At 56.2% G+C, this 25680-nt stretch carries 22 protein-coding genes; 8 read left to right on the top strand and 14 right to left on the bottom strand.

Annotated elements, in window-relative coordinates; all coding sequences use genetic code 11:
* Nucleotides 1-16 precede the first annotated feature (16 nt).
* The 9 genes from H1B31_RS02025 to H1B31_RS01985 form a co-directional block, all read right to left on the bottom strand.
* Entirely contained in the window at nt 17-589 is a 573-nt protein-coding gene (locus H1B31_RS02025) for a hypothetical protein (protein ID WP_185980700.1), read from the bottom strand.
* A 13-nt stretch (nt 590-602) separates the two neighbouring features.
* Nucleotides 603-1913: a TPM domain-containing protein gene (locus H1B31_RS02020; protein ID WP_185980699.1), complete on the bottom strand. Its 1311-nt coding sequence runs from the start codon at nt 1911-1913 to the stop codon at nt 603-605.
* A 12-nt stretch (nt 1914-1925) separates the two neighbouring features.
* Complete coding sequence (locus tag H1B31_RS02015) at nt 1926-3047, bottom strand: TFIIB-type zinc ribbon-containing protein (protein ID WP_185980698.1); 1122 nt, start codon at nt 3045-3047, stop codon at nt 1926-1928.
* 11 nt (nt 3048-3058) lie between these two features.
* Entirely contained in the window at nt 3059-3895 is an 837-nt protein-coding gene (locus H1B31_RS02010; protein ID WP_185980697.1) for a TPM domain-containing protein, read from the bottom strand.
* 12 nt (nt 3896-3907) lie between these two features.
* Nucleotides 3908-5026, bottom strand: a complete 1119-nt coding sequence (locus tag H1B31_RS02005) for a TFIIB-type zinc ribbon-containing protein (RefSeq protein WP_185980696.1) — start codon at nt 5024-5026, stop codon at nt 3908-3910.
* 29 nt (nt 5027-5055) lie between these two features.
* On the bottom strand, nt 5056-6480 hold the full coding sequence (locus H1B31_RS02000; protein WP_185980695.1) for an SPFH domain-containing protein: 1425 nt from the start codon (nt 6478-6480) through the stop codon (nt 5056-5058).
* A gap of 169 nt (nt 6481-6649) precedes the next feature.
* The gene (locus H1B31_RS01995; RefSeq protein ID WP_185980694.1) at nt 6650-7270 is read right to left on the bottom strand and encodes a response regulator transcription factor; all 621 of its coding nucleotides are present in this window, start codon (nt 7268-7270) and stop codon (nt 6650-6652) included.
* Entirely contained in the window at nt 7267-8655 is a 1389-nt protein-coding gene (locus H1B31_RS01990) for a sensor histidine kinase (RefSeq protein WP_185980693.1), read from the bottom strand. Before H1B31_RS01990 ends, H1B31_RS01995 begins: the two co-directional genes overlap by 4 nt.
* On the bottom strand, nt 8643-11096 hold the full coding sequence (locus H1B31_RS01985) for a type 2 periplasmic-binding domain-containing protein (RefSeq protein ID WP_185980692.1): 2454 nt from the start codon (nt 11094-11096) through the stop codon (nt 8643-8645). Before H1B31_RS01985 ends, H1B31_RS01990 begins: the two co-directional genes overlap by 13 nt.
* 213 nt (nt 11097-11309) lie before the next feature.
* On the opposite strand from H1B31_RS01985, the gene H1B31_RS01980 reads away from it, so the two are divergent.
* On the top strand, nt 11310-12500 hold the full coding sequence (locus H1B31_RS01980) for a hypothetical protein (RefSeq protein WP_226372125.1): 1191 nt from the start codon (nt 11310-11312) through the stop codon (nt 12498-12500).
* A 65-nt stretch (nt 12501-12565) separates the two neighbouring features.
* On the opposite strand, the gene H1B31_RS01975 is transcribed toward H1B31_RS01980, so the two are convergent.
* Together H1B31_RS01975 and H1B31_RS01970 are read right to left on the bottom strand one after the other, a co-directional pair.
* Nucleotides 12566-13423 (bottom strand): RsiV family protein, encoded by an 858-nt coding sequence (locus H1B31_RS01975; protein ID WP_185980691.1) that lies wholly within the window; start codon nt 13421-13423, stop codon nt 12566-12568.
* Nucleotides 13424-13435: 12 nt separating this feature from the next.
* Nucleotides 13436-13978, bottom strand: a complete 543-nt coding sequence (locus tag H1B31_RS01970; protein ID WP_226372124.1) for a hypothetical protein — start codon at nt 13976-13978, stop codon at nt 13436-13438.
* Nucleotides 13979-14221: 243 nt separating this feature from the next.
* Here H1B31_RS01970 and H1B31_RS01965 point away from each other — a divergent pair, with 243 nt between their 5' ends.
* The 5 genes from H1B31_RS01965 to H1B31_RS01945 all read left to right on the top strand — a co-directional run bounded on the left by H1B31_RS01965 (nt 14222) and on the right by H1B31_RS01945 (nt 19984).
* Nucleotides 14222-14587 carry a hypothetical protein gene (locus tag H1B31_RS01965; protein ID WP_185980689.1) on the top strand — a complete coding sequence of 122 codons (366 nt, stop codon included), beginning with the start codon at nt 14222-14224 and terminating at the stop codon, nt 14585-14587.
* A gap of 195 nt (nt 14588-14782) precedes the next feature.
* Nucleotides 14783-16321, top strand: coding sequence for an ABC transporter substrate-binding protein (locus H1B31_RS01960; RefSeq protein WP_185980688.1), 1539 nt, complete (start codon nt 14783-14785; stop codon nt 16319-16321).
* Between the two features lie 153 nt (nt 16322-16474).
* Complete coding sequence (locus H1B31_RS01955; protein WP_185980687.1) at nt 16475-18379, top strand: hypothetical protein; 1905 nt, start codon at nt 16475-16477, stop codon at nt 18377-18379.
* Nucleotides 18363-19238 carry a hypothetical protein gene (locus H1B31_RS01950; RefSeq protein ID WP_185980686.1) on the top strand — a complete coding sequence of 292 codons (876 nt, stop codon included), beginning with the start codon at nt 18363-18365 and terminating at the stop codon, nt 19236-19238. The genes H1B31_RS01955 and H1B31_RS01950 overlap by 17 nt, the downstream gene beginning before the upstream one ends.
* Entirely contained in the window at nt 19235-19984 is a 750-nt protein-coding gene (locus H1B31_RS01945; RefSeq protein WP_185980685.1) for a DUF6339 family protein, read from the top strand. The genes H1B31_RS01950 and H1B31_RS01945 overlap by 4 nt, the downstream gene beginning before the upstream one ends.
* Nucleotides 19985-20027: 43 nt before the next feature.
* On the opposite strand, the gene H1B31_RS01940 is transcribed toward H1B31_RS01945, so the two are convergent.
* On the bottom strand, nt 20028-21647 hold the full coding sequence (locus tag H1B31_RS01940) for a DNA cytosine methyltransferase (protein ID WP_185980684.1): 1620 nt from the start codon (nt 21645-21647) through the stop codon (nt 20028-20030).
* Between the two features lie 205 nt (nt 21648-21852).
* Between H1B31_RS01940 and H1B31_RS01935 the strand changes: the two genes are divergently transcribed.
* Nucleotides 21853-22734, top strand: a complete 882-nt coding sequence (locus H1B31_RS01935; protein ID WP_185980683.1) for a restriction endonuclease — start codon at nt 21853-21855, stop codon at nt 22732-22734.
* Nucleotides 22735-22843: 109 nt separating this feature from the next.
* Here H1B31_RS01935 and H1B31_RS01930 read toward each other — a convergent pair whose 3' ends face one another.
* A complete protein-coding gene (locus H1B31_RS01930; protein WP_185980682.1) occupies nt 22844-23731 on the bottom strand; it encodes a fructose bisphosphate aldolase in 888 nt (295 codons plus the stop codon).
* Between the two features lie 207 nt (nt 23732-23938).
* Here H1B31_RS01930 and H1B31_RS01925 point away from each other — a divergent pair, with 207 nt between their 5' ends.
* Entirely contained in the window at nt 23939-24748 is an 810-nt protein-coding gene (locus H1B31_RS01925; protein WP_185980681.1) for a DUF6630 family protein, read from the top strand.
* A gap of 58 nt (nt 24749-24806) precedes the next feature.
* Here the strand turns inward: H1B31_RS01925 and H1B31_RS01920 are convergent, their stop codons facing one another.
* Nucleotides 24807-25676: a hypothetical protein gene (locus H1B31_RS01920; RefSeq protein ID WP_226372123.1), complete on the bottom strand. Its 870-nt coding sequence runs from the start codon at nt 25674-25676 to the stop codon at nt 24807-24809.
* Nucleotides 25677-25680: the final 4 nt, after the last annotated feature.

The raw sequence follows: 25680 nt of genomic DNA, 5'->3' as shown, positions 1-25680 counted from the left end.
AGCAGAGGGAAGAATCTCAGATCTCGGTGCGGAACTTGATCGCCTGAATGATCCCTGCGCCGTCGATGTCGAAGGTGAGCTCGGCTGCTTTGTCATCAAATGAATAGGTGCAGGCGGTGAGTCCGTCATCGCTCGTGTCGACAGAGGAGGGTTCGCCGTACATCTCTTCGATGTCCTCGTAGCTCTTTCCGACACGGAGTCCGCCGAGGGTGCGGACGCTCTGTCCCATGATATCGTAGCTCGTCACGGTCAGCGCATCGGCGTCGCGCGTGTCCTTCGCTCCTGTGACAGCGCGGAAGACGAAGGGCTCGGCACCGTTGAAGGTATAGGTGACGAAGCACATGCCGTCGCCTGAGGAGTCTTTCTTCTGGTAGTCATCCGCAAGTCCTGCGCGGACGATAGCCCTGCGAGCATCGCCGAGAGTGGCTTTGCCCGCTTCCAGCCTCGTCTCCCCGCCCGTAGCCGTATCATCCAGCACAAGTGTCGCTTCCCAATAGGTCATGCCGTGGGCAGATGCTGTCGCCGCGCCGAGGAGGATGCCTGCGGCAAAGAGGGCGGTGCAGAGAAGGCTGAGGAATCGTGTTTTCATGATAATCACTCCTTTAGTATTTCCCGCCGCCGCCGCCGTGGCTTTCGTCGCGGCTGGAGGTGGAGATGTAGGAACCCGAGGAGGATGATGATGTCTCCTTGTGCTTCGTCTCACGGGACTCTGTGGTACGGAGGAAGACGTCCTCTCGGTGTGTGAGGCGGAAGCTGCCGCGCTCGACGTAGTCGTCTGCCTCGTGGGCACTTCGGACACTGAACATGCTGTCCGAGAGATTGGCAAGGATGAACCAGTAAACGATGGCAGCAGGGATCAGCGCACCGACGAGGGTGACGATGGTGAGCAGGAAGGCATCGGGATTGAATGGTTTGCCTTCCTTCTCGTAGTATGTCACCATCTCATCCACAGCGGCGGCAAATGCGGTGAATCCCTCGGCGTATTTGTTCTCCTTCAGGGAGGGGACGAACTGCCCCGCGAGGTGTTCGATGCCGTCGTCGTCGGTAATGCGCACGCGCATCTTGTTGTCGGTGGAGATGTAGAAGTCGCGCTCCTTCGGTGCGAGAAGGAGGACGATGGTGCCGTTTGCACCGCCGTCCGCGATGCGGTCGACGACGGCATTGGCAACCTTGCCGAGCACCTGTTTGTGCGTGTTCTTGACCGTGCCGATGAGGATGCGAATGCCGTGCGCCTGTTCATACGCGGCGAGCTTCGCGTCGAGTGCCTGCTCCTCGGCATCGGTGATGAGGTCGGACTCGTCGACCACGCGCACAGTGCCCAGTCCCGCATCCCCTGTCTGTGTTCCGCCAGCTGCGACGGCACGTGCAACGGCACTGAGTGCGCCGCCCGAGGTGAAGGGCTTGCCCTCCTTCTCGTAGTAGGTGAGCATTTCGCCCGCGACTTGACCAAATGCCGTGAACATATCGGCGTATTTCTTGCTCTCGAAGGCGGGCAGGAATTTCTCCGTGAGGTGCTCAATGCCCTCGTCGGTGATGCGCGTAGCGAGCCTTGCATCGGTGGCGACGTAGTAGGTCTTATTTTCGGGCGAGAGGAGGAGCAGGACTGCGCCGTGCTCACCGCCGGGGGCAATGGTCTTGATGATGTTCTCTGCGAGCGGCTTCAGCGGCTTGTCTTTCCAATCACCGACGATTGCCGCGAGGATGCGGATGCGGTGTGTCCGTTCCACTGCCGCGAGCTGCGCATCGAGTTTTTGCACCTCGGCGTCAGAGAGGAGGTTCATCTCGTCGATGACGCGTGCGTTTCCGATGCCCGCCGCATCTGCCGCCTTGGGGACGGCGAGGACGAAGATGCTGAGGCAGAGGAGGAGCAGGGCGAGGAGCGTGCTGCGTCCATATTTCATTTCGTTCATCATGTGCCGCACCTCCTACAAGTTAAACATGAGCCGGCCGAGCCAGAAGAGGACGGCGAAGACGAGGGCGGACGGGATGAGCGGGTAGACGTACTCCTTGAATGTATCCTTGGGCAGATCCGCACCAACGAATTTGCCGGTCTGTCCGTTCATCATGAAGGTGTAGGGCTTGCCCTGATAGTTCGTGGTGAGGATCCAGACGGGCATCATGGCGTAGCGGACATCGCCCGACTGCTTTCGGATCTTCGAGCTGCCGCTCGGGGCGGTGCTGTCGTAGCCGCTGACGGTTTTGCTCAGCGCGTGGATGACGCTCGCCGTGAGGCGCGTGTCGGCGCGCGGCAGGGATTCCTTGACATCGACATCGAATTTGTCGGCGAGGTGTCCCGTGAAATACGCAGCGGAGAACGGGCGGAGCTCGCTGTAGTCGAACGGCTCGATGCTGTCCATGTACTTGTCGTCCAGGCGTTTGCTCGCGTCGACGGGGATGCCGCGGAACGTCATCTCGCCGCTGCGCTCACAGCGGTAGTGGCTGGTCTCGGTGATGATCTCGTCCGCCGTATCGCGCCGACTCCTCGTTTCCGCGCTGAAGTCCATGCTGGCGCTTACCTGCGCGTCGAAGAGCCAGAAGGGGACATACATGGACTGGATCTCCTTGATGCGGTTCTCGTCGCGGAACGCCTTCGGGAGCAGTTTTTTCCCCTTATAGAATTCCTTGAGTGCGGCGATGGCATCCTCCTTCGTCTTCTTAAATGGAATGACATAGTCGGGGCGCAGCATACCGTCGAAGCGGCGCGGGATCATGTTCGGGCTGCCGCAGTAGGCGCACTGGGTCGCCATGGTGTTGCCGTCGGAGACGAGCTCCGCACCGCAGGAGGAGCAGGTCTGGATCATCATGTGCGCCGTCTCGGCGCCGTCCCATGCGCTGCCTGCATTCTCGGTGTTCCACTGTGCTTCTTTTTCCTCTGCCTTCTCTGCCGCCTGTGCCGCCTGCTCCTCTTTCTGTGCATAGAGGGCATCCATCTCTGCAATGCTGATCTTGGCATCGCAGAACTCACAGGTCACATGGTTGTGCCCCGGGAGGAAGGTGAGGGGGGCACCGCATTTGGGACATTTGTAGCTGACACTTGTATCTGCCATAGTGTTGCCTCCTAAAACTTTCCACCGCCGCCGCCGTGGCTGCTGTCGCTGCTGGAGGTGCTGACATTGGAGCCGGAGGAGGAGGATTCCTTCTTTTCCTTAGTCCGACGTGTGACGGTGGTATAGAGAAAGTTGTCCTCGTCCTGCGTGAGCCGGAAGCTGTCGTGGTTCAGGTAGGCATCCGCCTCCGCTGCAAAGGTGACGTTGCTCTCGTACTCGTACAGCACATAGTAGATGGTGCCGCCGAGGATGAGCGCACACGCGAGGGCGATGCCGAATGCCATGAGGTTAAAGGCATTCGCTGGATCGTACGGCTCGCCTTCCTTCTCGTAGTAGGTCAGCATCTCGTCCGTGGTCGCTGCAAATGTGGTGAATGCAGCGTCGTATTTGTTCTCCTTCAGATCGGGGAGAAATTCGCCCGCAAGGTAGTCCACGCCCTTGCCGTCGGTGATGCGCGCACGCATCTTGTTGTCGGTGGAGATGTACCAGTCGCGCTCCTTCATCGAGAGGAGGAGGACAATGGTGCCGTTGTCGGCGGGGATCTGGTCGACCACGTTGTTCGCGATCTTGCCGAGCGGCGTGCCGTCCGTACTCTTCATCGTACCGATCAGGATGCGTACCTTGTGCGACTGCTCGATTGTGGCAATTTTCGCATCAAGTTCCTTTTCCTCACTGTCTGTGAGAATATCCGCCTCGTCGATGACGCGATCCGCGCCGATGCCCTGTTCCTGTGTCTGCGCCTTCGGCGGCGGCGCCTGTTTCGACACGGCGAGAGTGATAGAGGTAAAGCAGAGGAGCAGGAGGAATGCAAGGAGTGCACTGAGGCGCTTTTTGTTTTTTGTAAACATCGCTGCACCTCCTCAGTCCGACAGAACGAATTTCGCGAGGTAGTAGAAAATGGGGATACTGACGATGGCGAGAATGACGGAGTAGAGCAGCACCTTCGCCCGGTCGATGGGGACGGAGCCGACGACCTTGCCGGTCTGTCCGTTCATCATAAAGGTGTAGGGCTTCTCGTGATATTTCGTCGTGAGGATCCAGACGGGTGCCATCGCGTAGCTGACGGTGCCGTCCTCCTTGATGACGGTTGCCTCGCCGTCGAGGGAGCAGCGATCGTAGCCCTTGACGGTGCTCTCAAGAACACCGATCGCGCTCTCATTGACGCGTTTGTCGGCACGTGGGACACTCGCCTCGGCATCCACGTCGTATTTGTCCGCGATGTGCCCCGTGAAGTAGGCGGCGGAGAAGGGGACGAGCTCCGTGTAGTCGAACGGCTCGATGCTCTCCATGTACTGATCGTCCATGCGCTCGCTGCCGTCGACGGGGATGCGCTCAAACGCCATGGAGCCGCTGCGCTCGCAGCTGTAGTGACTGGTCTCGGTGATGATCTCGTCCGAGGTCTCGTGCACGCTGTCGTTCTCGGCGCGGAAGGTCGCGCTCGCGCGTACCTTTGAGTCGAACAGCCAGAAGGGGACGTACATGGACTGGATTTCCTTGATGCGGTTCTCGGATGTGAACGTGCTCGGGAGGATGTATTTCCTGAGACCCTCGCTGTAGAACTCTTTGAGGGCGGCGATGGCGTCCTGCTTCGTCTTTTTGAACGGAATGACGTAGTCGGGGCGCAGCATTCCTCCGAACTGGCTTGGGATCATGTTCGGGCTGCCGCAGTAGGCGCACTCGGTCGCCATCGTGTTGCCGTCGGAGACGAGCTCCGCGCCGCAGGAGGAGCAGGTCTGCACCTTCATTGTCTCTGCCTCGGCACTGTCCCATTCGCTGCCCGCGCCATCGGTGTTCCACTTCGATTCCTTCGCCTCAGCGGCAAGCGCTGCCTTTTCCTGCGCTTTTTGAAAGAGATTTTCGACGGTTGCAACGTCGAGCTCGGTGTTGCAGTACTCGCAGGTTATGTGGTCGTGTCCCGGGAGGAAGGAGAGGGGCGCGCCGCAGTTGGGGCATTTGTAGCTGACGCTTGTGTCTGCCATATCAGTCACCTCTCTTCTAAAAGAAAGATTTACTGCTTGTCGTTCTCGTCAAACACGTCGCCGCACTGCGGGCAGAACTTCGGCGGGTGGGTGGGATCGTCGGGCTTCCAGCCGCACTTGTCGCACGCATAGAGCGGTGCGTCCGCCGGTTTCGGCTTGCCGCAGTTCGCGCAGAACCTGCCCTGATTCATTGTGCCGCAGGAGCAGGACCACCCCTCGGCAGAGGGCTGCGGTTTGCCGCACTCGGCGCAGAACTTCCCGGTATTGCCCGTGTGTCCGCAGGGGCAGCTCCATGTATTCACAGGGGCGGGCTGTGGTTTGCCGCACTCGGCGCAGAACTTGCCCGTGTTGCCCGTATGTCCGCAGGGGCACGCCCATCCTGCCGCGCCGCCCGCTGCCATGCCGCCGACTGCGGCGCCTCCTGCGAGCGGATTGCCCTGCGGAGGCGTGCCGCCCTGTGGACCGAATGCGCCCATCGCACCGGCACCTGCGTTGCCTGCCATTCCCATACCCATGAAGCCAAATGCACCGCCCATGCCCGCCTCGTTGCCGGCGGCAGTACGCATGGCATCTGCCGTCGCGCCCGCGAGACGACCGGCGCGCAGATTCGGATCGCTCATGATCGCGCTGTCTTGGATCTCCTTGATGCGTTTTTCGTCCTCTTCGTCCGCCTTGACGCTTGACACACCAAAGGAGACGATCTCAATGCCGCGCCGCTTGCCCCAGTCGTCGGACAGTTCGTCGGCGAGCTCGTTGCGGATATCCTTCGTATAGTTGATCAGCTGGGTGTAGCGGATGCCCTTCGCGGCGATGCGCCCGAACGCGGGCTGCAGCGCGGTCAGCAGCTCGCTTTTCAGCTGTGAGTCGATCTCGCTGCGCTCATACACGTCCGCAATGTTGCCGCAGACGTTCGTATAGAAGAGGATCGGGTTCGTGATGCGGTAGCTGTACTCACCGAAGCAGCGGATGTTGACGTTCAGCATGTATTGGCCGATCATGGTCTCGAACTGGATGGACTGCGCCGTCCCGTACTTGTTGCCCATGATCTCCTTTGTGTTGAAATAGTAGATGCGCTGATCCTTCGGTGCGTCGCCGCCGAATGTGAAACGCTTGCCGATGTTCTTCAACACGGACACGAGGTCGCTCGCGAGATCGCCGCCGAAGACGGTCGGCTCGGTGGAGCTGTCGTACGTGAACGCGCCAGGCTCGGCACAGATCTCGACGACCTTGCCCTGCTCGACGATGATCATGCACTGCCCATCGTTCACGGCGATGCCGGAGCCATTGCTGATGATGTTGTCCGTTGCACTCGTATTCGAGCTGCGCCCACTGACGCGCTTCTGTCCCTTTGCGACGAGCGTGTCCTTGTCGAGGCTGTCGCAGTAGAAGAATTCCTTCCACTGATCAGCGAGGACGCCGCCGACCGAGCCGACGGCAGCTTGGATGAGGCCCATAAATCTTCCTCCTATTCCGGATAAACGTGAGTGTTCTGAAAGTTCTTCTCTATTGTAACATACCATGAGAAAAAGCGTACTGTCATAAATAACAGGTCGGACGAAAAATTTTGAAAAAAGCCGCAAGAAAGGTGCTGCACGGAGCCTGAAACACCTTCGTGCGGCACCTCTATTGGGCACTGTCCGTATAGCCCTTCTCCGTTGCCTCGACGGCGAGCCCGACGATGCTCTTGTAGCCCGTCTTGACGAGCATGTTGCCGACGTGGAAGTTGACCGTTCGCTTGGTGATTCCGAGCGCAGCGGCGATTTCGTCATAGGACATACTGCGGCAGATGCAGCGGAGGATGTCGAGCTCGCGGTTCGTCAGCGGTGCCTTAGTACCACCGAAGGTGGAGTCGGCACACACGTCGGGATAGATGTGCGCGCCCTCCATCGTCGTGCGGATGCAGGCGGCGAACTCCTCGCCCGATGCCTCCTTGTAGATGAAGCTGTCCGCGCCCGCTGTCTTTGCCCGCGCGAGAAAGGCGATCTCCTGCATGCCTGTCATGAGGATCACACGCAGCTCTGGGAACCGTGCTTTGAGATGCGCGCAGATCTGTATGCCGCTCGTGCGCCCCTCCATGCAGATGTCCATGAGGACGAGATCGGGTGTAAGGCGTGCGCACGCCTCCTCCACGAGCTCTGAGAGGAGGAGGCTGCCGACCACCTCCATGTCGTCGAGGGGGGTGAAGATCTGCTCCAGTCCTTCGAGCAGAATTTTTTGATCGTCCACGAGCAGAATTTTGATCATCCTGTGTTCTCCCCTATCCGTGCATCTATTTCAAAATGTGGTGTATGGGTAATGGTGAGCCGTCCGCCAAGCTCGTTCACACGGTGCATCATCCCCGACAGTCCGCCGCCGGGGTGCAGCTCTGTGCAGCCGATGCCGTTGTCACGGATGTGCAGCCGCCGCTCGTCGAGCGTGATCGTGACCGCATTCGCACGCCCGTGGCAGACCGCGTTGCTGAGTGCCTCGCGCGTAATGGCGGCAAAGGCGCGTGCGCGCCGCAGATTGTGCGGCAGGCTGCCTGTGACCGTGAGCCGTATGCCGAGCCGTCGGTAGGTGTCCGTCATATCGGCAAGCAGGGTTGCGGGATGGGGCTCCTGCTCGAGCGGAACGGACTCCAAGAGGCTGTCGATGCGGACAATCGTACGGAGCGCATCCTTTGGTGCAGAGCTTGCAAGCAGCTGCTGGAGCATACTGATCCGCTGCCCGAGGATATCGTGCACGCGTGAGGTGATCTCCTGCAGCGTTCGGCTGCGCTCCGTACGCTCGAGATTTTGAAGGAGCTCCTTCTGGGCGCTGAGCGTAGTGCTGAGCTCCTCATTCTTCTCTCTGAGTTCCTGCGTGACGGCGTCCAGCTCCGTAACGCAGGAGGCTGTCAGCTGCCAGCCAGGGAGCGCACCCAGCAGCTGCACGCGCTGCACGAGCCACACATCGCCTGCGGTAAAGCGCAGGAGCACGGCACCCTCGCGCTGCCGTTTCTCTGCGACAGCGGGCGCGTCAAACGCCGTGAGAGCCTGCCAGAACACCGCTGCATTCCGATACTGGCGCCCGAAGAGGCGCTCCATGAAGCGCAGCATGGTGATGTTGACGAGTACCGCAGCGTGATCCTCACGGGCAAAGAGGATTCCCTCGGGCAGGAGGTCGAGTCCTGCACGGATGGAGGAAACCGTCACCTCGCGTGTCCTGCGTGCACGTGCACGTGCAGCAAGCAGTACGAGCCGTACGCCGAGCAGCAGAAGGACGAGCGCGGCACTCATCGGGAGGAAGGCGTCCATCATCGGCAGCGAGCAGAGACCCGCAAATGCGAGCAGGAGCGCAGGAAGCAGTCTGCGCTCGCAGGCAGTGAGCCCGACGACGAGGGAGAGGAGCCCCGCTGTCCACCGCTCCGCTGCGAGCCAGCCAATCGGCGGCAGCTCTGCAAAGAAGAGCTTCCATGCACCGCCGAGCAGCAGCGTTGTGAGGAGAACGACGGAGAGTGCCGCCGCCTCCGGCAGCAGGTAGCGGATCCGGCGGCGCGGGAGATGGGCGAGCGCCCAACAGAGCGCGGCACTCTGGGCGATGAGGACAAGGCTCGCAAGCAGTACAAGGATGAGAATCTCCCCATAGCTGTATGTGGTCAGCCGTTCCATGGCGCATCCCTCCGACCCTCGTCCTGTGTACTGCGGGCATCCTCTGCAGCGTATGCGGCTTTGCCGCCGGTTCTCTTCCCCGCCGCCGCGGTGGGATGGATGGTCAGCGTGTGCGCATAACCGCGATCCTCTGTGGTGACGGCTGTACCGTGTTCCTCCTGCCATGCCGCAGCCCACGGCGCGATCCAGTCGGCGTCTTCCAGCAGGAAGGTCAGCGTGTCGTCCGTGAAGCGGCAGAAGATGCGCTCCATCCCCGCAGCGGCCGCGCGCGTCAGGAACTCTGCAAACGCATCGAAGAGTGCGAGCGCCGTCTCCGTGTACAGCAGCTCCGTCTGCGTCCATTCCACACCGACGCGCAGTCCGAGGGGACGCAGGTAGGTGCAGGTCTCCGAGACTGCCATCGCGAGCTCGTCGGTGCGGACCGTACCGTCCTCCTGCCCCTTGAGGAAGAGTACGCAGCGCTTCTTCAGATAGGAGGAGAGCAGATTGAGCCGTCGGATGAGACGCACGATCTTCTCCTCGTCCTGCGTTTCCATCAGCTCCTCGCGAAAGCGGCGCAGAAGCGGACGTTTGGCGGCAAGGATCGCCTCCAATTCCTCGGAGAGCTTTCGCCGGAGCGTCAGGGCGAGCAGTTTTCTACGGATTGTGTGCTCTGCACGCAGGAGGGAATGGGAACGCTCCAGTGCATCGCACGCGAGGGCGAGCTGCCGCTGCCGCTCATGCAGGAGCCGCAGATCCTCCTGCCAGAGGAGAGCACCGCCGTGGATCTCCATGCGCGAGGTGCGTGTATCGCGTCCGGATTCATCCCACTGCAGCGCCGAGGCAAAGACGGGAGCCCCCTCCGCATTCACAAGCCGCATCGCGAGCCGTGCGTGCGTAAAGAATGCCTCGTGCAGGCGGTTCGACGGCATGAGCCCCGTGTGCAGACAGATCTCAAGGAGTGCGAGGAAGAAGAGCGCCGTCAATGCCGTCAGCTCCGGCCACTGCACCCACGCCACATACTGATAGGCGATGGAGTACGCGATAAAGAGCACGAAGAAGACAAACGGGAGCATCATCATGGGGCGCAGCACCTGCTGCTGTTTTGCCTTTTCGAGGAGGAGGAGGAGCGCCGCGAGGATCTCGCCGAACCAGAGCGTCCAGTAGACATACGCGCCCCATGCGAGAGCCTCCTGCCACTCCTGCAGAATGTTGTCCCATGTGAACACGAAGAACTGCTGGTGGAAGTCGTTGCAGAGGATGAGTGCGGCGAGCAGGAGATTGAGGCCGAACACCGCCTTCAGCCACGGCGGCATCCTGTGGTTGATCGCGTCCTCGTCCGCGCTCCACGCGATCCAGAGGAGTGCGACCGAGAGCCCCGCACGGAACATGTAGAAGAGGTACCAGAGCGTGCGCTCCAATGTGCTGTCGTGTACGAACGTGAGGATCTTCGCCATACGCGTCAGCTCCCAGAGGAGCAGCATGGCGATGAGGAGGACAACGGCACGGCGCGCCCCGTGATGGAGCACACGGCGGTAAATGTACGCGCCCCAGATGACCGTGAGCGGCAGCATCAGCACGAGAACCATAAATCTCTCGTGCGCCTCTGCAGGCATGAACGCAGGTCGCTCCATGATCTGTGCATGATAGCGCGTGTTCACCGTGCGGAGGACGTGCGGGAAATCAGGCGGCATTGCGTGGACCGTTGGGGCAGACGGGGGGAGCGGCGGATAACCTGCGGCATCCAGCTCCTTTGGGAGCGTCTCTGAGAATGTGATGGGGGCACGTGAGAGCACACCCTTTGTCAGTGTGATCGTCCCCTCGGCGGGCACGACGATCCGCAGCTGTGCACCGCGTCGAATGAGGCGTTCCGCCTCATGGGCAAAGAGGACGTAGACATCGTTTGCACCCGCATTGGCAAGAATGCCCCACGTTCCGCGGTGCATCGCGTAAAAGCGCAGCCGCCCCTCCGCCTTCATCTGTGCGAGGTGCGCAAACGCCGTATCGCGATTGGCGGAGAGCCCCTGCGTCAGTGCCAGAAAGAAGATCTCACGCTCCGGCGACTGCTCGGGCATGGCGATCGTGACGCCCTCCCTGAGATCCGCCCATCCGTGGACGGGGATACGGGGATCCGTGCGTACGGCGAGCACCACCGTTGCTGTGTAATGCGGGTACCAGTAGAGCTCCTCTGCCGCCCCGCGCAGGAACTGTTCTGCCTGAAAATCATAGACCTCGGCCGCGTCCACGCGGCGATCCTGAAACAGCTCAAGCTGTCTTCGCGTATACCCCTGCGCCTCGATCGGCACATCGGCGGTGCTCTGCAGGATGGTCACATACGCCGTACCGTAGTTGCGGTCGTAGGCGAGCGAGAGCGCATCCGCATGGGCGGCATGCAGGAGGAGTGTACAGAGCAGTGCGGGCAGGAGGGCGAGGAGCAGAGGGAGACGCTGCAGTCTGCCCATTCCCCCACCTCCCTTGCACGATTCCTATGTATTGAATCATATATATTTCGCCTGTTATCAACAAAAATCCTTGTGAAAAAAGTCCTAACATGTAAAATATATATGTAAATTATGAATAAAATTTTATGATTTGTTGTGAAAACCGTGTTTTCATGCTAGAATAGCATAAAATTGCGACGGAATGTGTCATGCTGTTTCGAATGGAGGATGCCCATGCGACACATTCATCAGGTTCTGCCCCTCGCGTTCCTCTGTGCGCCGCTCTCCTGCGCTGCGGCGATGCCTGCTGCCGCAGAAGCGCCTGTCGTACATGCGGAGGATGCAGATCGCCGCGCAGCGGAGGAGGCCGACGCGCAGGAGAGTGCAGCCGCTGCACCCGCCGACCGCACGCAAAAGGTGCCGCGTCTCGATGTCTGGGGCGACTACCGCTGGCTCTACGGCAAGGCACGCATGGAGCTGCCCTCCGTACACCAGAAGCGGGACGTGTTCCTCTCCACGCGTCGTTTCCGCATTGCCCCGACGGTTCACCTTGGCGGCGGATGGAGCGTCGGCGGGATGCTCGAGGACAGCCGCTATGACAAGGACACGATCGCGGGTGCGCACAAGAACGATCGACATCTCTACCTCTCGCGCCTCTACGCCGAACACGAGAACGGACATGGTGCGAAGATCCGCGCGGGCAGATTCATCTTCACCCCGTTCGAGGGCAACGTCTTCGACAAGCGTGTCGAGGGGGTGCGCTGGCGGTACGGCGACAAGAGCGTCGGGATGACCTCCGTCTTCTATGGGCGCACCGTCGCGCCGACGGGGGACAAGCGGAAACGCGGCATCATCCTCGGCTATGAGCGGAACTGGACGAAGTGGATGGGCGGTGCGTTCTACTACGATATGGAGACGGAGCTGCCCGCTGTCACGCGGGCGGCGGTGAGAAGGAATCCGCTTGCCCTCCACAACGGGATCGATCGGCAGCGCATCCTCGAACTCCTCGCGGGCTATCGGTTTGATCGATACCGCAGCCTCGAATTCGAATATCTGCACGGGCACGCGCGCACCGATCTCGACCGCTATGACGACAAGGGGCACGGGTATGTGGCGACGCTGCGTCTGCGCCCCTCGCCCGATGTGGAGAAGGCGGGCGACTACGGCGCATGGATCTCGTACTACCATCAGCCGCGTGCGACCTATCTCCACCACGCGATGGACGGCGATCCGACCTTCTTTGGGCGTGCGGGATTCCGCGGCTGGGGGGCGCGTGCCGACATCGTCCTCGTGCGCGGCGTTGCGCTTGCCGTCGAGGGATTCGACCTGCGCCCCGCACGCCCCTCGACGCCCCTTTTCATGGGGCGCACCTTTAGCGGCGCACGACAGAGAGTGCTCGGGATGAGTTTGACGGCGTATTTTTGAAAAATAACAAAACAGGTCTTTGATGCAAAATCTCGCTTCGAAGACCTGTTTTTTGTACGACGATGTCAGTTCATTGGATACGCCGCCGTAAAGAGGCGCGGTGCATCCTGCCGTGCAATCGTGAGGGTGAATGCACCCGCTGCGTAGGAAGCGAGCACGGAGTCCGGGTAGTAGATCACGAGACTCCCGTCCGCTGCCATGTACCAGCAGAACGACGCGAGCCCCTTCTCTGACGGATGTTGTATGAGCAGCGCCTCCATGACACCGTGCGGGAAATCCCGCTCCACTGCTGCGGGATACTGCGTTTGGAATGCCGCCTCGATGGCGGCGATCAGGAGCGTTCGGTTCGTGACAATCTCATCGAGCGCGATCTGCCGCCCCGTTTTCCGATCAAAGGTATACGCATCGACATGGGCGATGGGATGTGCGCCGCCCACATACGATGACCCCTCCATAAAGAACGATACGAGATGCTCATCCACCCGTCCCCACCGCGAGATCGGCGTGATGTCGCTGTAATAGAAGGGGAGCTCGTACCCGTCCCTGCGCGCTTCCTCGCTGGCGGTACGGATCGAGCTGTGCCATGCGCCCATGCTCTGCTCCGCAGACCACTCTCTCAATGCCTTTGCCAGCGGTGAGGTGTCATCATCCACGAGTGCAATCTCGGGATAGACGGCGCGGTAGGCTTTGCTGTCGTTCTTGTCGTAGACCGTCAGGACATGATCCTCGACCGTGAGCCACGAGACAGGGGTCTCTACGGAGCGCGACCAGTCCCGCGCAGCCCTGTCCTGCACGTTTTCCAGGGACTGCGGCGGCCGCGTGTGCTCCTCCGTTCGGTCGCTTAGGACATTTTCTGCCGCCGAGAGAGGCGCGCAGAGCAAGACGGCGGACAGGAGGGCGGATAGAAACGTTTTGGTATGCATGATTGTTCCCCTTTACTTCTCGTGCAGCCAGATGGAGCGGATGCCGGGGCTGTGCTCGGCGCAGATGTAGAATGCGATCTGCGCTGTGTCGCCGTCGTAGAAGTAGCCGCAGACGGGCGGCGCGTTGTTGCTGCACTTTGGCTTCGGCAGGTAGCCGTATGCCTCCTCAAGATCCTCCGTCGTACTGTCCAGATGGATGCCGCGCGGTGTCTCAAGGCTCTGCGCCTCCTCGGACGGCTTCACGTTGTACTCGTTTACGTCGTTCACGCCAAGATGCACACTGATGACGTGCCAGCCCCTGTCCGAGCTGCGGTACGTCACGCTGAGCGACGCGCCGTAGTCGATGACGTGTATGCCGACATCCTCGCCGTTCCATACATCTACGCCGTCCGCGACACGATTGCCCCTGCCGTAGAGTTCCTCTACCTCGGCACGCGTATCGCCGATGTGGATGCCGCCGAGTGCGAACTCCTCCTCCGGAAGATTGGCTGCCGCACACAGCTGCGCGGGGACGAGCAGGATGCACATGAGCAGGGCGTACAGTATTTTTTTCATCATGTCCTCCTTCGTTCGGTGATTCCTATAGATAAAAATGTGAGAATTCGATTGATTTCATCTTAGCATAAAGAGAAACGCTTGTGACCTGTCATAAATGACAGGTTTTTGAAAAATTTTTTGCGCGACCTGTTATTTATAACAGTACGATTCTCCATCATTCTCGGATATAATAAGAGAAATGAACTGCGCAGTTTCATTTTCCGAGCTATCTGTGTTGATGTGAAAAGGAGATGATGTACGATGAAACGGGCAGCAAAGGTGATGGCGCTGGTCTTTACGCTGATGCTGGCAATGTCCTCTATGACATTTGCCATGTGGAGCGGAACGATCAGCCAGAGCGACTTCCAAAACCATGTGAAGGCGGGCAAGTTCGCGATCTTCGTCAAGGACGGCAGTTCGATCAAGATGTACGAGCCGAGCTCGCCGTCCTCTGCGGTCAGCGAGTTCAAGAGTGCGCTGCCGAGCGGCAGGTACACAGTCTATACGGGCAACAATGCCGTGCGCGACTACCTCGAGGAGTATGGCTACTACGACTACTACCATCAGGATGTGGACATCGGTGGAGGAGCGCGTGCCTACGAGTTTACCGCATGGGAGAAGATGTGAGTAAAGCCGTAAGTATGCGAGCGTAACGCGGGGCTGTACGTCGAAGCTGAAACGTTTCGACGTACAGCCCCTTCTTGATTCAGTACAGCATGGAGCGAAAAATTTTGAAAAATGCACGACAATAAGCAGGAATACAATAAGGGGATAACGAAGCTCTACCAATCATAAATTTGCTTTGATAAAGGGAGGGATGAGATGAAGAAGCTGCTGCTTTTGTGCCTGGCGTTTGCACTGCTGGCACTTGCGGGCGGCTGCGGCGGGGAACGCGCCGATGAGGCGCACGGGGGGCAGCTCGTCTATGCCACAAAGGACTACGAGGGGATCAATGTACTGGTGGGTGAGTACGCCGAGATCGGGCAGCTGCTGTTCGACGGGCTGATGCGCCGCGATGAGAACGATGCCATCGTCCCCGCGCTTGCCGCGTCGGTGGAGTACGATCCCGAGACCTACACCTATGTATTTCGCCTGCGCGAGGGCGTGCACTGGCATGACGGGAAACCGCTGCGGGCGGCGGATGTGAAGTTCACCATCGAGGCGATTAAGAATCCGCTCGTCGATTCCCTCCACGCACCGAACTTCGAAGAGGTGCGCGAGATCACGGAGGTCGACGATCGGACGGTGCGCATTCGCCTGTCCGCACCGAACGCGGCATTCCTCGACTATATGATGCAGCCGATCCTGCCGGCACATCTCCTTGAGGGCCAGGACCTCACAACGACGGGATTCTTTCGCAGCCCCGTCGGAACGGGCCCCTTTCGCATGGAGAGCTGGGAGGCGGGCAAGGAGATCGTTCTCGTAAAGAATGAGGACTACTATCGCGGCGCACCGAAGATCGATCGCTTTGTCGTCAAGATCGTGGCGGACGATGCCGCCGAGGCAAAGGCACTTGCCGATGGGACGGCGGATCTGGCACGGCTGTCACCACGAGCAGCGGCACCCTTTGAGGGGAAGGACGGCTACCGTTTCTACGCGATGAAGACCGCGAACTTCGGCGCGATTTTGATTAACTGCGCCCATCCCTACTGGCAGCGCAACCGCGACCTGCTGCCTGCCATCGCCTACGCCGTTGATCGTGCGGCAGTCATAAATGACGCATTGCTCGGGCATGGGATTCCTGCATACAGCCCCCTGCAGCGCAGTTCTTTCAACAATCCGAACGTAGAGCACTATGACTATAATCCTGCGAAGACACAGGAGATTCTCGAGGCGGCGGGCTGCAGGAAGGGGGCCGATGGTTACTACACACGCGGCGGAGAGGAGGTCGGATTCATCCTCACCGTGAAGAATGACAAGTACAGCCGCATCGATATCGCCAACGTAGTGGCAGCGCAGATGCGCGCGGTCGGAATTCACTGCACCGTGGAGACCCCCGCAAAGGTCGACTGGGACGGGCAGATGGCATACCTCAGCGGCGTGGGGAACGAGATCGACCCGGATGCACATACCTATAAGGTGTTCTCGACCAATGGGCGAGGGAATGACGGCCACTACGCAAACCCACGCGTGGACGAATACCTCCTCGCTGCCCGCCGCACAACCGACACCGCCGAGCGGATGCGCCTCTACGGGCTCTTTCAGGAAGAAGTGACGAAAGACCTCCCCTATATCTATATCTGCTACCTCGACTTCATCTACGTGACGAACGCACGCGTCCATGGCATCACCCCGAACCGCATGCTCGGCTACAACGGCGTCGGCTTCTTCTGGAACGTCAACGAGTGGACGGTGGAGTAGGGCCAGAGAGATCTGTGGTATGAAGGTGGTTTCGGCGCAGTGCCCCCAATGTTAGACATGGGAAATCTATTGAATTCTAGATTACAGATTATGAATGGGTTGAAGGTCGTTGTTGCAGATGTTGAAGGCTTATCATAGAAAGCGTAGGTTGATATGGGGCAGAAGCGCAAATGGAACTTTCCATCCAATAATTTCGGGCAGATTTTTGGAATCGCGGATTCCGGCGTTGAGACTTTCAAAGGAACGCCGATGAAATCTCTGGCACGCGAGATTTGCCAGAACTCCCTAGATGCCAATGATCAGAGCGGACAGCCGACGAAAATCGAATTTAAGGCTTTTCAGCTTGCACCTTCGGACATTCCGGATTTCGAGGGGTTATACGACGCACTGAAGCGTTCGCTGGCGTTCTGGTCTGGGCAAACGACGGATCGGGCAAAGTCTTTTTTTGAGACGGCACTCTCCGTCGCCAACAACGTCGCAATCACTTGCTTACGCATTAGTGACTACAATACAACCGGACTCACGGGAGCGCGAGAAGAATATAACTCCGCGTGGTGCAACTTGACGAAGTCGTCCGGTGCATCGGACAAAAGCGGGAGCAATGGCGGCTCGTTCGGTATAGGGAAGTATGCCCCTTTTGCCTGCTCGGTATTTCGGACCGTGTTCTACAGCACCTTGGATTCAGCCAATCAGTCTGCTTACCAAGGTGTTTCGCGTCTCACATCGTTCCGAAACGCAAGCGAGGAAATCACACAAGGCATCGGGTTCTATGGGGGAGAAAAAAATGCACCTGTCTATGAGCAAATCTCTCTGGACTCGGAGTATCATCGCCCTGTGGGGCAACATGGAACGGACATCTTCATCCTTGGATTTAATGGGGATGAACATTGGCGAGAGCAGATGGTGGCATCTATTTTGGATGGGTTTTTATACGCTGTTTTCAATGGGACTCTTGTCGTGGATGTGGATGGCACTCAGATTTCTAAAGATACGCTTGACGGATTGGTCGAATCGCATAAGGATTATTTTCGTGAACGCGCAGATGAATACTATCAGACGCTACTCAATCGTACAGAAGTGTGTACGTTTGAAAAGCTGTTTACAGAGGATCCGGAAACCTGTGGAAAGGTTACACTTCGCCTCATGATCGAAGCCGGGTTTCATCGTCGGGTTGCGATGGTTCGGCAGACTGGGATGAAGATCAAGGACAAAGGACATATTAACGGCATCATTCCATTTGCGGGTGTGCTCTATATCGAAGGAGTGGAACTCAACACGTATCTGAGGACCCTTGAGAATCCGCAACATCTCGAATGGGAAGTGGAGCGTGCCGACAATCAGAGAAAGGCAAAAAAACTGTTGCAGCAACTCTCTCAGTTTATTCGTGAGAGCTTGAATGAGATGCGGGATGACAGTAGTGAGGAGGAACTGGATCCCCCTGTTGGAGAGTATCTGTCTGCAAAACAGGAAGAAGAGGCGGCAAATGAGAAAAAGGAAGAGCGTATCATGGATACCATCCATGATGTTGATTCCCGTGTGACTGAGGTGAAGCCACCGTCGTCGGGCGAACAGGATGAAGACACGGCAGAGACACAGCACCCGAATGATACGGGAGAGATTTCGGTTTCTGGGTTTCCGGGTGAGGGGGGAAGTGGTGATCAGGGCGCAGGAAATGGGGGTGGTAATGGAGGCGGACATCATGCAGGTAATGGTGGTGGTGATATTCCCAAAGAACATAGACAGGCACTGTCGACAATCCCGGCAAGCCATATCCGCAATCTGGTTCGAGATCGGAAAGAGGGCAAGTATACCATCATCTTTACACCGGCGATCTCTGCCTGTGATGGCGTGATTGAGATATTCATGTCCGCAGAATCCCAGGCATATGATGCTAACATTCTATCAGCACATTGCGCGACACATCCAAATCTGACGGTTGAGGGAAACAAAATTCAAAACATCAACTTTACAAGACAGCAACCGCTAAAGATTGATGTTCAAATCGACTATCATGACTACTGCCCGATGGAGGTGAAAGGGTATGGAAATAAAGTATAGGCTCTATCCCTATCCGGTTCTTTCCACCTATTCCGATGATTATCAATCGGGAAAATTCAATGCCGTGATTGAACCCCGCAAAGAAGGATATCACCTGCGCGTTGACTTCACCGCAGAGCTAACAAATGATGCACTAAAAAAACTGATCCGATCTGGTCAGGCAAAATATGTCTATCATATGGAATGTGCACAAACGGGCTTTCGTAAGGTATTTCAGACAGGAGAGGTCATAGCTAGTGAGCTGCTCTCCGATAAAAACCTCAATGGGACGCTTCAAATTTGTTCGTTTATCGTGGCAGTTGAGGATATTCAAGGATATTCCAGCGAGGATTTTCATGAGGACTATCGTGGTATCTCCTTTGATATCGAGGCTGGCTGCATTATGGCATCCGGAAAGATGGTAGCGGTACATATTTCAAAGGATGTTGATGAACTGGAGCACATGCCGTCCATATTCAGTATCGCGCGAAATGCCGATGATACTTGTAAGCACATGATGGTGGACTACTCTGGCAGAAAGATTGTCATTAAGTTGCCTATGGATGACTATTATAGTTATAAGCAACTGAGTAAGACACCTCAAATTCAAGCAGTGCTGAACTCCCTGACGATAGTGCCAGCTCTCATCTATGTCCTTGGTGAGTTGAAAAGAGTATCTGTGTCGGAGCGTGAAGAGAACGCAGAGAATCTATGGTATCGCGTTTTAGCCAAAACACTTGCAACAAAATTTGACTGTGACATTTCTTCAGAAGAATTTGAGGAGCAGGATGTGATGCGTCTTGCACAAAGCCTCATCAATGAGCCTGTATCAGATGCCTTTAAGATGCTTGCGGGGTTCTCCGGAGGGGATGACGAATGAAAATTCAATTCGTGAGCTACGATAATATCGATCTCATTAAGACGAATCTTTCAGTGTGGATAGAGCACTTTCGGGCAGAGTCATCAAAACAGTTGGAGGCGGAGCTGGAACATCCGCTCTTTACGGATAGCAAATTTGTGGAAGTTCAGGATGTCGTGCTTGATATGTCAGCAGAAAAAGGATTTCGGACAGACGCGGAGAATGCGAAACGCATCTATGAAAACTTCCGGTTTCTATCCGAGTCGCAGGCATCGGATGAGCGATTGTGGGCGGGACTTTGCCTTGGCCCGTTTTGGAAATACGTCAAATATCGCTGGGATGTTGATGCAAAATGTACGGTACCTCATATCACACAGCACTTTTTCTTTGGGTTCGGGCCACGTCGATCCCTCACACGCAATGCGCTTTCTCGTCTCTGGTGGATTGGCCGCTTAACTCATGATGAGAGACGAGATGATCCGTGGGAGTTGACGCGGTTCATATGCGAAAATGCGGACTACATCATGCACGTTTTGGAGCGTAATACTTCGAATAATCCATCGATCACACGCGGGTTTCTGTCTGCCGTTATTGATGCGCGCAACAACGGGATGCGGATCGATACAAATGTTGTCGGAGAGCTTGCAAAGTATCTCAATCTCCTTGGTGGCGTATACATTCTAGACTGCTTGCCCGAAAAACATATATATGAGAAAATATATGAAAAAGCAAAAGAAATAAATTCTGTGCCCACACAGGCAATATGAAAAATGGGGCGATTCATCCGATGCGGACGAATCGCCCCATTTTTCATTCATCTGGCAGTTGATCCAATACGTCAAGGAGACTGTGTGCAATCGCCTTTGCTAAAAATGGAGGAACAGCATTGCCAACTTGTTGATATTGGGCATCTTTTGTCCCTTCAAAGATAAAGGAATCTGGAAAAGTCTGCAACCGTGCCGCTTCTCGGATGGAGATTGCACGATCCAGCGTGGGGTGAATCCACATGGATTTCCGGACGTTTACGACCGTTCCGCAGGGCTCGTCATAGCGTAGACGCATGTAGATCGTATTCTGTGTGCGCGTGGTATCGGTATATGTGGTCTTGAGGGAGGAATCGAGATCGTGGAAGTTCTGACCTTCCTGTAACGCACGGAATCGTGTCAATGCAGTATCGCCTGTTGCTGTTACTACATGGTTGTAAAGACGCATTCCTCGCAGATTTTTTGCAAGCACGGAGACATCGCTCCGTGGAGGGAGTTTAATGGAATCACTATCGACATCAACAGATGGAGAGATTTCCTGAAGATCGCCGATAGCATCGCGCACGGTCCGATAAAAGCCCTCATGATAGAGCGCTGTTGGCGGTGTATATTCTGCTTGGCAACTGTGTGATAATCCGACGAGGATAAAGCGCTCCCTTCGCTGTGGTGCGCCATAGTGTAGCGCATTCAGTGTGTGCTCGTACAAAGTATATTTATGCGGCTCAGCATCCAACATTATTTTGATGTAGTCAAGTACGGCATAGGACTTGACTAGGGCGACAATAGTCCCTTTCTCTTCGCAATAGTCAAAGATGTGAATGCGATTTTGTGCAAGCTCCCTTGATTTTCGGAACGCATGCTGCAATAGAAGCACTTCCTCCATGCTTTGTATCATCATGGAAAAGTCGGTTTGTTGCGCTATGTATGTGAGCAGTCTCTCTGCGAAGGCGGCATCCTTTTCCTGTAGGAGCTCGGAGGCCGCATCCGTTTTCTCCCTCTGCCCGAGTTGTTTTAACTGTGGCAGGAGTGTCGAGCTATGTTTTTGTAACGAGGCATCGAATTTATCTTGATTTTTACGGAAACGATAGAGTGCTCGGATCGTTTTATAGAACGATTCTACCCAAAAATAGGAATCATTGTTGTCAAACGTTCGCATAAATTCCAGTGCGCCGTTGAACACTGCCCTTGCAGGAAGTATATCGAGGGAATCATCTCGTAGCGTCAGTCTCATAGTACGCTCGTTGCTCAGGTCTGATTCGTCTACAAGGAAACGGTGAGCTTCTGAGCGCAGTGCCGCGACGTTTTCCATGATGAATGCCGTCGGTCGCAACGTACAGATTGCATGAACGTATTCTTTTACAAGGCGATTGTTCATATTGATCAGGTTGGTATGCTGGCGATTTGCATTGGAAAACCCCTGACATGGTGGTCCTCCGATCACCATATCAATCTGTCCGACGGATGCTTTTAGTTCTGCATAATCAATCGCACAGACATCTGTATAGAGTTGTTTTACATGAAAGTTTCGTTTGTATGTCTTTCTTGCGTTGGGGTTAATCTCTGCCGCCGCGACGATGTTCATCCGTCCGGTTTGTCGGAATCCAAGGCTAAGACCTCCAGCGCCGGCAAAGAGATCGATAATGTTATATGTCTTGATAAACGTCACCTAATTTCTGATTGTTGCTATGGCAATATTAGACGATTTATGATCGATATGCAAGAGAAAACAACTCTTATAATCGAAGCTGATGGCTCTCATATGAAACCTGAGACAGTTTGGTGGGAGAATGATTTCTCCTACATAAAGGCAGGTAAACTGTTTCTGTAAGTCGAATATAGTGTATATCGATTTGAGAGGTGGATTATCGAATATGACGCGCAAGAAGAAGCAGACGAAATGCCCTGATTATCGACTGTTGATAGAACCAACATGGTACGCTCTCGTTCAATTAGGAGGCTCAGGTACCAACAGTGAGATTGATGCAGAGATTATCAGACAGTTGGGGTTATCGGATGAAATAGTTGATGAACCCCACAAAGAGACTGGAAATGAGACAGAGCTCGAATATCGTGCAAAATGGGCGCGAACATATTTGAAAAAATATGGGTTGATCGAAAATAGTGCTCGGGGCGTATGGTCAATTGCTCCTCAGTATCAGAAAATGGTGGAACAGGTAGAAATTGATAAAAATGAAATTATCCGTACTGTGCGGCAACAGCTTTCCCCCAACAGAAATGACTTCGCTGACAATACGAATGAACAGGGGCTGACAATAGCAGAGGTTCCGGATGAGAGACAATCATGGGAACGGCGTCTTTCGGGTATTCTCATGGAGATGAACCCCTATGGATTTGAAAAATTAGCGCAACGGCTCTTGCGAGAATGTGGATTTTCTCAAGTCACTGTGACGAAGAAATCGGGGGATGGGGGCATTGATGGGAATGGAAAGTTGAAAGTCAATGGCGTTCTCACATTTAATGTGGCGTTTCAGTGCAAGCGATATAAAGGTGTTGTAGGAGCAGCAGATATTCGAGACTTTCGTGGATCATTGACTACGGATATTGAAAAAGGTATCTTCATTACAACAGGCACCTTTTCTAAGGCGGCGAGAGATGAGGCGGTTAGTCCCGGAAAACAACAAATAGACTTGATCGATGGAGAAGAACTGGTGCAAAAATTAGCAGAGTATAACATAGGCCTCTATCCAGTCAATAGTTATGAAATTGACGAGGAATATTTTATGAGCCTTTGATGGCATTCTGGGATGATGAAGAATATTTTTAACAACAAATCCCCCGCCACAATTGGCGGGGGATTGTTCGTGAGAATATAGGGGAAAGGACGGCACTGTCAGGCTGGCATCAGGTGATGGATGCCTGATAGATGCTGTCGATTGCCTTCTTGAGGACGGCGTTGAATTCATCGTCGCTCTGCGAGAAGCGCAGATCCTGCGCGAGGGCGCGGGAGAAGCTGGCGATGAGCCCGTGGTTGCGGGCGAGTTTTTCGTTCGCATCGTCCATGGTGTAGCCGCCGCTAAGGGCGACGACACGGACGACGTGGCTGTCCTTCATGATCTCTGCGTAGAGGTTGTCGACGGTCGGGATGGTGACCTTGAACATGATCTTGGCATCGGCGGGCAGCTTTGCGAGGTGCTCCTTCATGCAGCCGAGCATGATCTCCTCTGCCTTTGCTTTGTCGGGGCAGTGGATGTCGACCTCGGGTTCGAGGATGGGGACGAGCCCCTTGCGGACGATCTGCATTCCGACCTCGAATTGCTGGTCGATGATGGCACGGATGCCGTCGGGGTTCGCCTGTTTGATGACGGAGCGCATCTTTGTGCCGAAGATGTGACGCTCGTTCGCGCGGTCAAGCAGCTCGTCGAGTCCCGGGATGGGCTTCATGAGCTGAACGCCGTCCTTCTCGTCGGCAAGTCCCTTGTCGACCTTGAGGATGGGGACGATGCCCTTCTGATTCCAGAGGAAATCAGCGGAAAAGAGGCTGTCGATCTTGCGATCCATCGTGTTCTCAAAGAGGATTGCCGCGAGGATACGGCTCTTGTCGAACGAGGGGCTCTTGATGATGCGGGTGCGCATCTCGTGGACGCGCGTGAACATCTCCTCCTCGCCGTGATAGGCGCTCTCGTCGACGCCGTACGCCTTGAGTGCCTTCGGCGTGGAGCCGCCGCTCTGGTCAAGTGCGGCGATAAAGCCTTTGTCCTCGGTCATGCGTTTGAGCTGCTGCTGATTCATTGGACATACCTCCTAGTTGTGAACATATGAGAGAGGGGAAAACTCCCCTGTTGGATTCTGACCTTATTATAACGCAGTTGAGAAGTGAAATCAATTGTTATAAGAGGATTTATCAAAAATAAATGATGTTCGTGTATCCTTGTGCTTGACCCACCCGCTGAAATATCGTAAGGTAACGGCATCGAATATATGGGGAGGATTCCGCTGATGCGCTTATATCATTGGATTCAGGCAAAGATGTTCAGCACCTATGAAGACTGGTGCCTGAAGTGCAGTTCGATGAACCGTCACGGCTTTCATATTGTGGGGACCGAGAACGAATTGAAGTCCATGCGGGACGGATACAATATGTTTGTGGAGATCTGCCCGCCGCAGGCGGTCGAGGGCTGCACGTCGATGAAGGCAATCAGCGGGGCGACTGCCGATCAGGTGAATTTGCTGTTGGAAATGGAGGGAAAAAGATACTGTCGCGCGGGACTTTCGTATGACGATGCGGCGCAGATCATGAAGGCCTTTGTGCAAAAAAGAGTGCTCCCCGATGTCGCGGAATATGAGCCGACCGAAGACGATCCAAAAGCGATTGCGGACACATTCGCTGCGCTTGCCAATATTCTGTGCGTGGATGTCGCAGATGGGAAGCGGCTGCGGAAAAAGTTACAAGCATCGGGGGCAAAGGGCATTGACGCCGCATGGGAGGCACTTTGCAAAAAACTGGTGCGCAGCGGCAGGGCAGTGGGGCTTGACTGGAAGAGCGAGAAGGAGGACTTCGTCGCTGCCGTAGAGGCCCTGGCGGCGGATATGGGACTTGCTGTCGATGCGGATCTGCTCGGCGAAATGGATGGGATTCCTGCCTGGAGCAAGGCGGTGAATGCGCCGTGGGAGGATCATGTCCTTGCCGCACTGGATATGAACAGCGAGGACTATGTTCTGCTTGTTTTGACAAGGGCAGATTTTGTGCGCGCGGCAGAATGCGCCCGTGTTCTCCTGCACCGAATCGCGCGGGCAGAGGAGATGTGAGATATACAAAAACAGCGATTTGCACGCCTTTGCAAATCGCTGTTTTTGTATGTCGTGATTATTCCTCGCTTTCGTACGACCAGCCGTACCACGAGGAGGCGAGGGCGGTGCGTGCATCCTTGTCGAGTGCCTGCCAGTCGACGAAGTTGATGCGGCGTCCGCCTCTATCGAGTCGTTCGCGCTGGAACTTCTCGGCTTCGATGCCGTAGGGGTCGACGTCCTTGTTCAGATAGAGGAGGTTCATGGAGGTGTAGAACGGCTCGACCTGCTCCCCATGGACACTTGCAGTCCCTTCCGCATGGGCGTTCGTTCCGACGCCAAGGTCGACGTCGGCCCAGAGAATCTGGGCATCGTATACGATGTCGTAGCGATCCGTTGCGCTCGTCCAGCTTTTGTTGCGCGGCATGCGCTGCGTATCGACCATGTAGATGTAGTGTCCATCCGTCTTTCTCCCTCGGATGTGGAGACGCGTGAGGTCGGGGAACTGCGTGTTCGCATGATTGATGGCGTACGGCTCGAGCGTCGATCCGTCCACGCTGATCTCGTATGCCTCGCCGTAGACCTCGCTCGGATAGTTGTTGCAGAGGTATTGGAGACCCTTTTTCTGCTCCTCTGAGATGCTGTCCCCTGCATAGTAGAGTGGATCTCTGTTCAGGAAATGGCTGCTGATGAGGAGCTCGAGTCGTCCGTTGTGGTTGAGGTCGGTGACGGCGGCATAGAACGTGTAGTGACTGCGCTTCGCCATGCCGCTCTTTAGGATGCCGTCCCATGTGTGATAGAGGGTGTTGATCTCCTCCTGGATCACACCCGATGCCGCCATGACATCGAGCTGCGCTTCGGCATCGGGCGCGGGCGCAAACGGCTCGGCTGCCACAGAGCCTGCGGTGAGTACGAGGGCGGCAAGTGCCGCGCAAAAGAGTTTTTTCATGGCA

Source organism: Selenomonas timonae (genome assembly GCF_014250475.1).
Taxonomy (GTDB): domain Bacteria; phylum Bacillota; class Negativicutes; order Selenomonadales; family Selenomonadaceae; genus Centipeda; species Centipeda timonae.
This window is presented reverse-complemented; position numbering and strand designations above follow the sequence as displayed.

Coding starts and splice junctions, on each gene's coding strand:
- H1B31_RS02025 (WP_185980700.1), bottom strand. CDS start 589: ATGAAAACACGATTCCTCAGCCTTCTCTGCACCGCCCTCTTTGCCGCA.
- H1B31_RS02020 (WP_185980699.1), bottom strand. CDS start 1,913: ATGATGAACGAAATGAAATATGGACGCAGCACGCTCCTCGCCCTGCTC.
- H1B31_RS02015 (WP_185980698.1), bottom strand. CDS start 3,047: ATGGCAGATACAAGTGTCAGCTACAAATGTCCCAAATGCGGTGCCCCC.
- H1B31_RS02010 (WP_185980697.1), bottom strand. CDS start 3,895: ATGTTTACAAAAAACAAAAAGCGCCTCAGTGCACTCCTTGCATTCCTC.
- H1B31_RS02005 (WP_185980696.1), bottom strand. CDS start 5,026: ATGGCAGACACAAGCGTCAGCTACAAATGCCCCAACTGCGGCGCGCCC.
- H1B31_RS02000 (WP_185980695.1), bottom strand. CDS start 6,480: ATGGGCCTCATCCAAGCTGCCGTCGGCTCGGTCGGCGGCGTCCTCGCT.
- H1B31_RS01995 (WP_185980694.1), bottom strand. CDS start 7,270: ATGATCAAAATTCTGCTCGTGGACGATCAAAAAATTCTGCTCGAAGGA.
- H1B31_RS01990 (WP_185980693.1), bottom strand. CDS start 8,655: ATGGAACGGCTGACCACATACAGCTATGGGGAGATTCTCATCCTTGTA.
- H1B31_RS01985 (WP_185980692.1), bottom strand. CDS start 11,096: ATGGGCAGACTGCAGCGTCTCCCTCTGCTCCTCGCCCTCCTGCCCGCA.
- H1B31_RS01980 (WP_226372125.1), top strand. CDS start 11,310: ATGCGACACATTCATCAGGTTCTGCCCCTCGCGTTCCTCTGTGCGCCG.
- H1B31_RS01975 (WP_185980691.1), bottom strand. CDS start 13,423: ATGCATACCAAAACGTTTCTATCCGCCCTCCTGTCCGCCGTCTTGCTC.
- H1B31_RS01970 (WP_226372124.1), bottom strand. CDS start 13,978: ATGAAAAAAATACTGTACGCCCTGCTCATGTGCATCCTGCTCGTCCCC.
- H1B31_RS01965 (WP_185980689.1), top strand. CDS start 14,222: ATGAAACGGGCAGCAAAGGTGATGGCGCTGGTCTTTACGCTGATGCTG.
- H1B31_RS01960 (WP_185980688.1), top strand. CDS start 14,783: ATGAAGAAGCTGCTGCTTTTGTGCCTGGCGTTTGCACTGCTGGCACTT.
- H1B31_RS01955 (WP_185980687.1), top strand. CDS start 16,475: ATGGGGCAGAAGCGCAAATGGAACTTTCCATCCAATAATTTCGGGCAG.
- H1B31_RS01950 (WP_185980686.1), top strand. CDS start 18,363: ATGGAAATAAAGTATAGGCTCTATCCCTATCCGGTTCTTTCCACCTAT.
- H1B31_RS01945 (WP_185980685.1), top strand. CDS start 19,235: ATGAAAATTCAATTCGTGAGCTACGATAATATCGATCTCATTAAGACG.
- H1B31_RS01935 (WP_185980683.1), top strand. CDS start 21,853: ATGACGCGCAAGAAGAAGCAGACGAAATGCCCTGATTATCGACTGTTG.
- H1B31_RS01930 (WP_185980682.1), bottom strand. CDS start 23,731: ATGAATCAGCAGCAGCTCAAACGCATGACCGAGGACAAAGGCTTTATC.
- H1B31_RS01925 (WP_185980681.1), top strand. CDS start 23,939: ATGCGCTTATATCATTGGATTCAGGCAAAGATGTTCAGCACCTATGAA.
- H1B31_RS01920 (WP_226372123.1), bottom strand. CDS start 25,676: ATGAAAAAACTCTTTTGCGCGGCACTTGCCGCCCTCGTACTCACCGCA.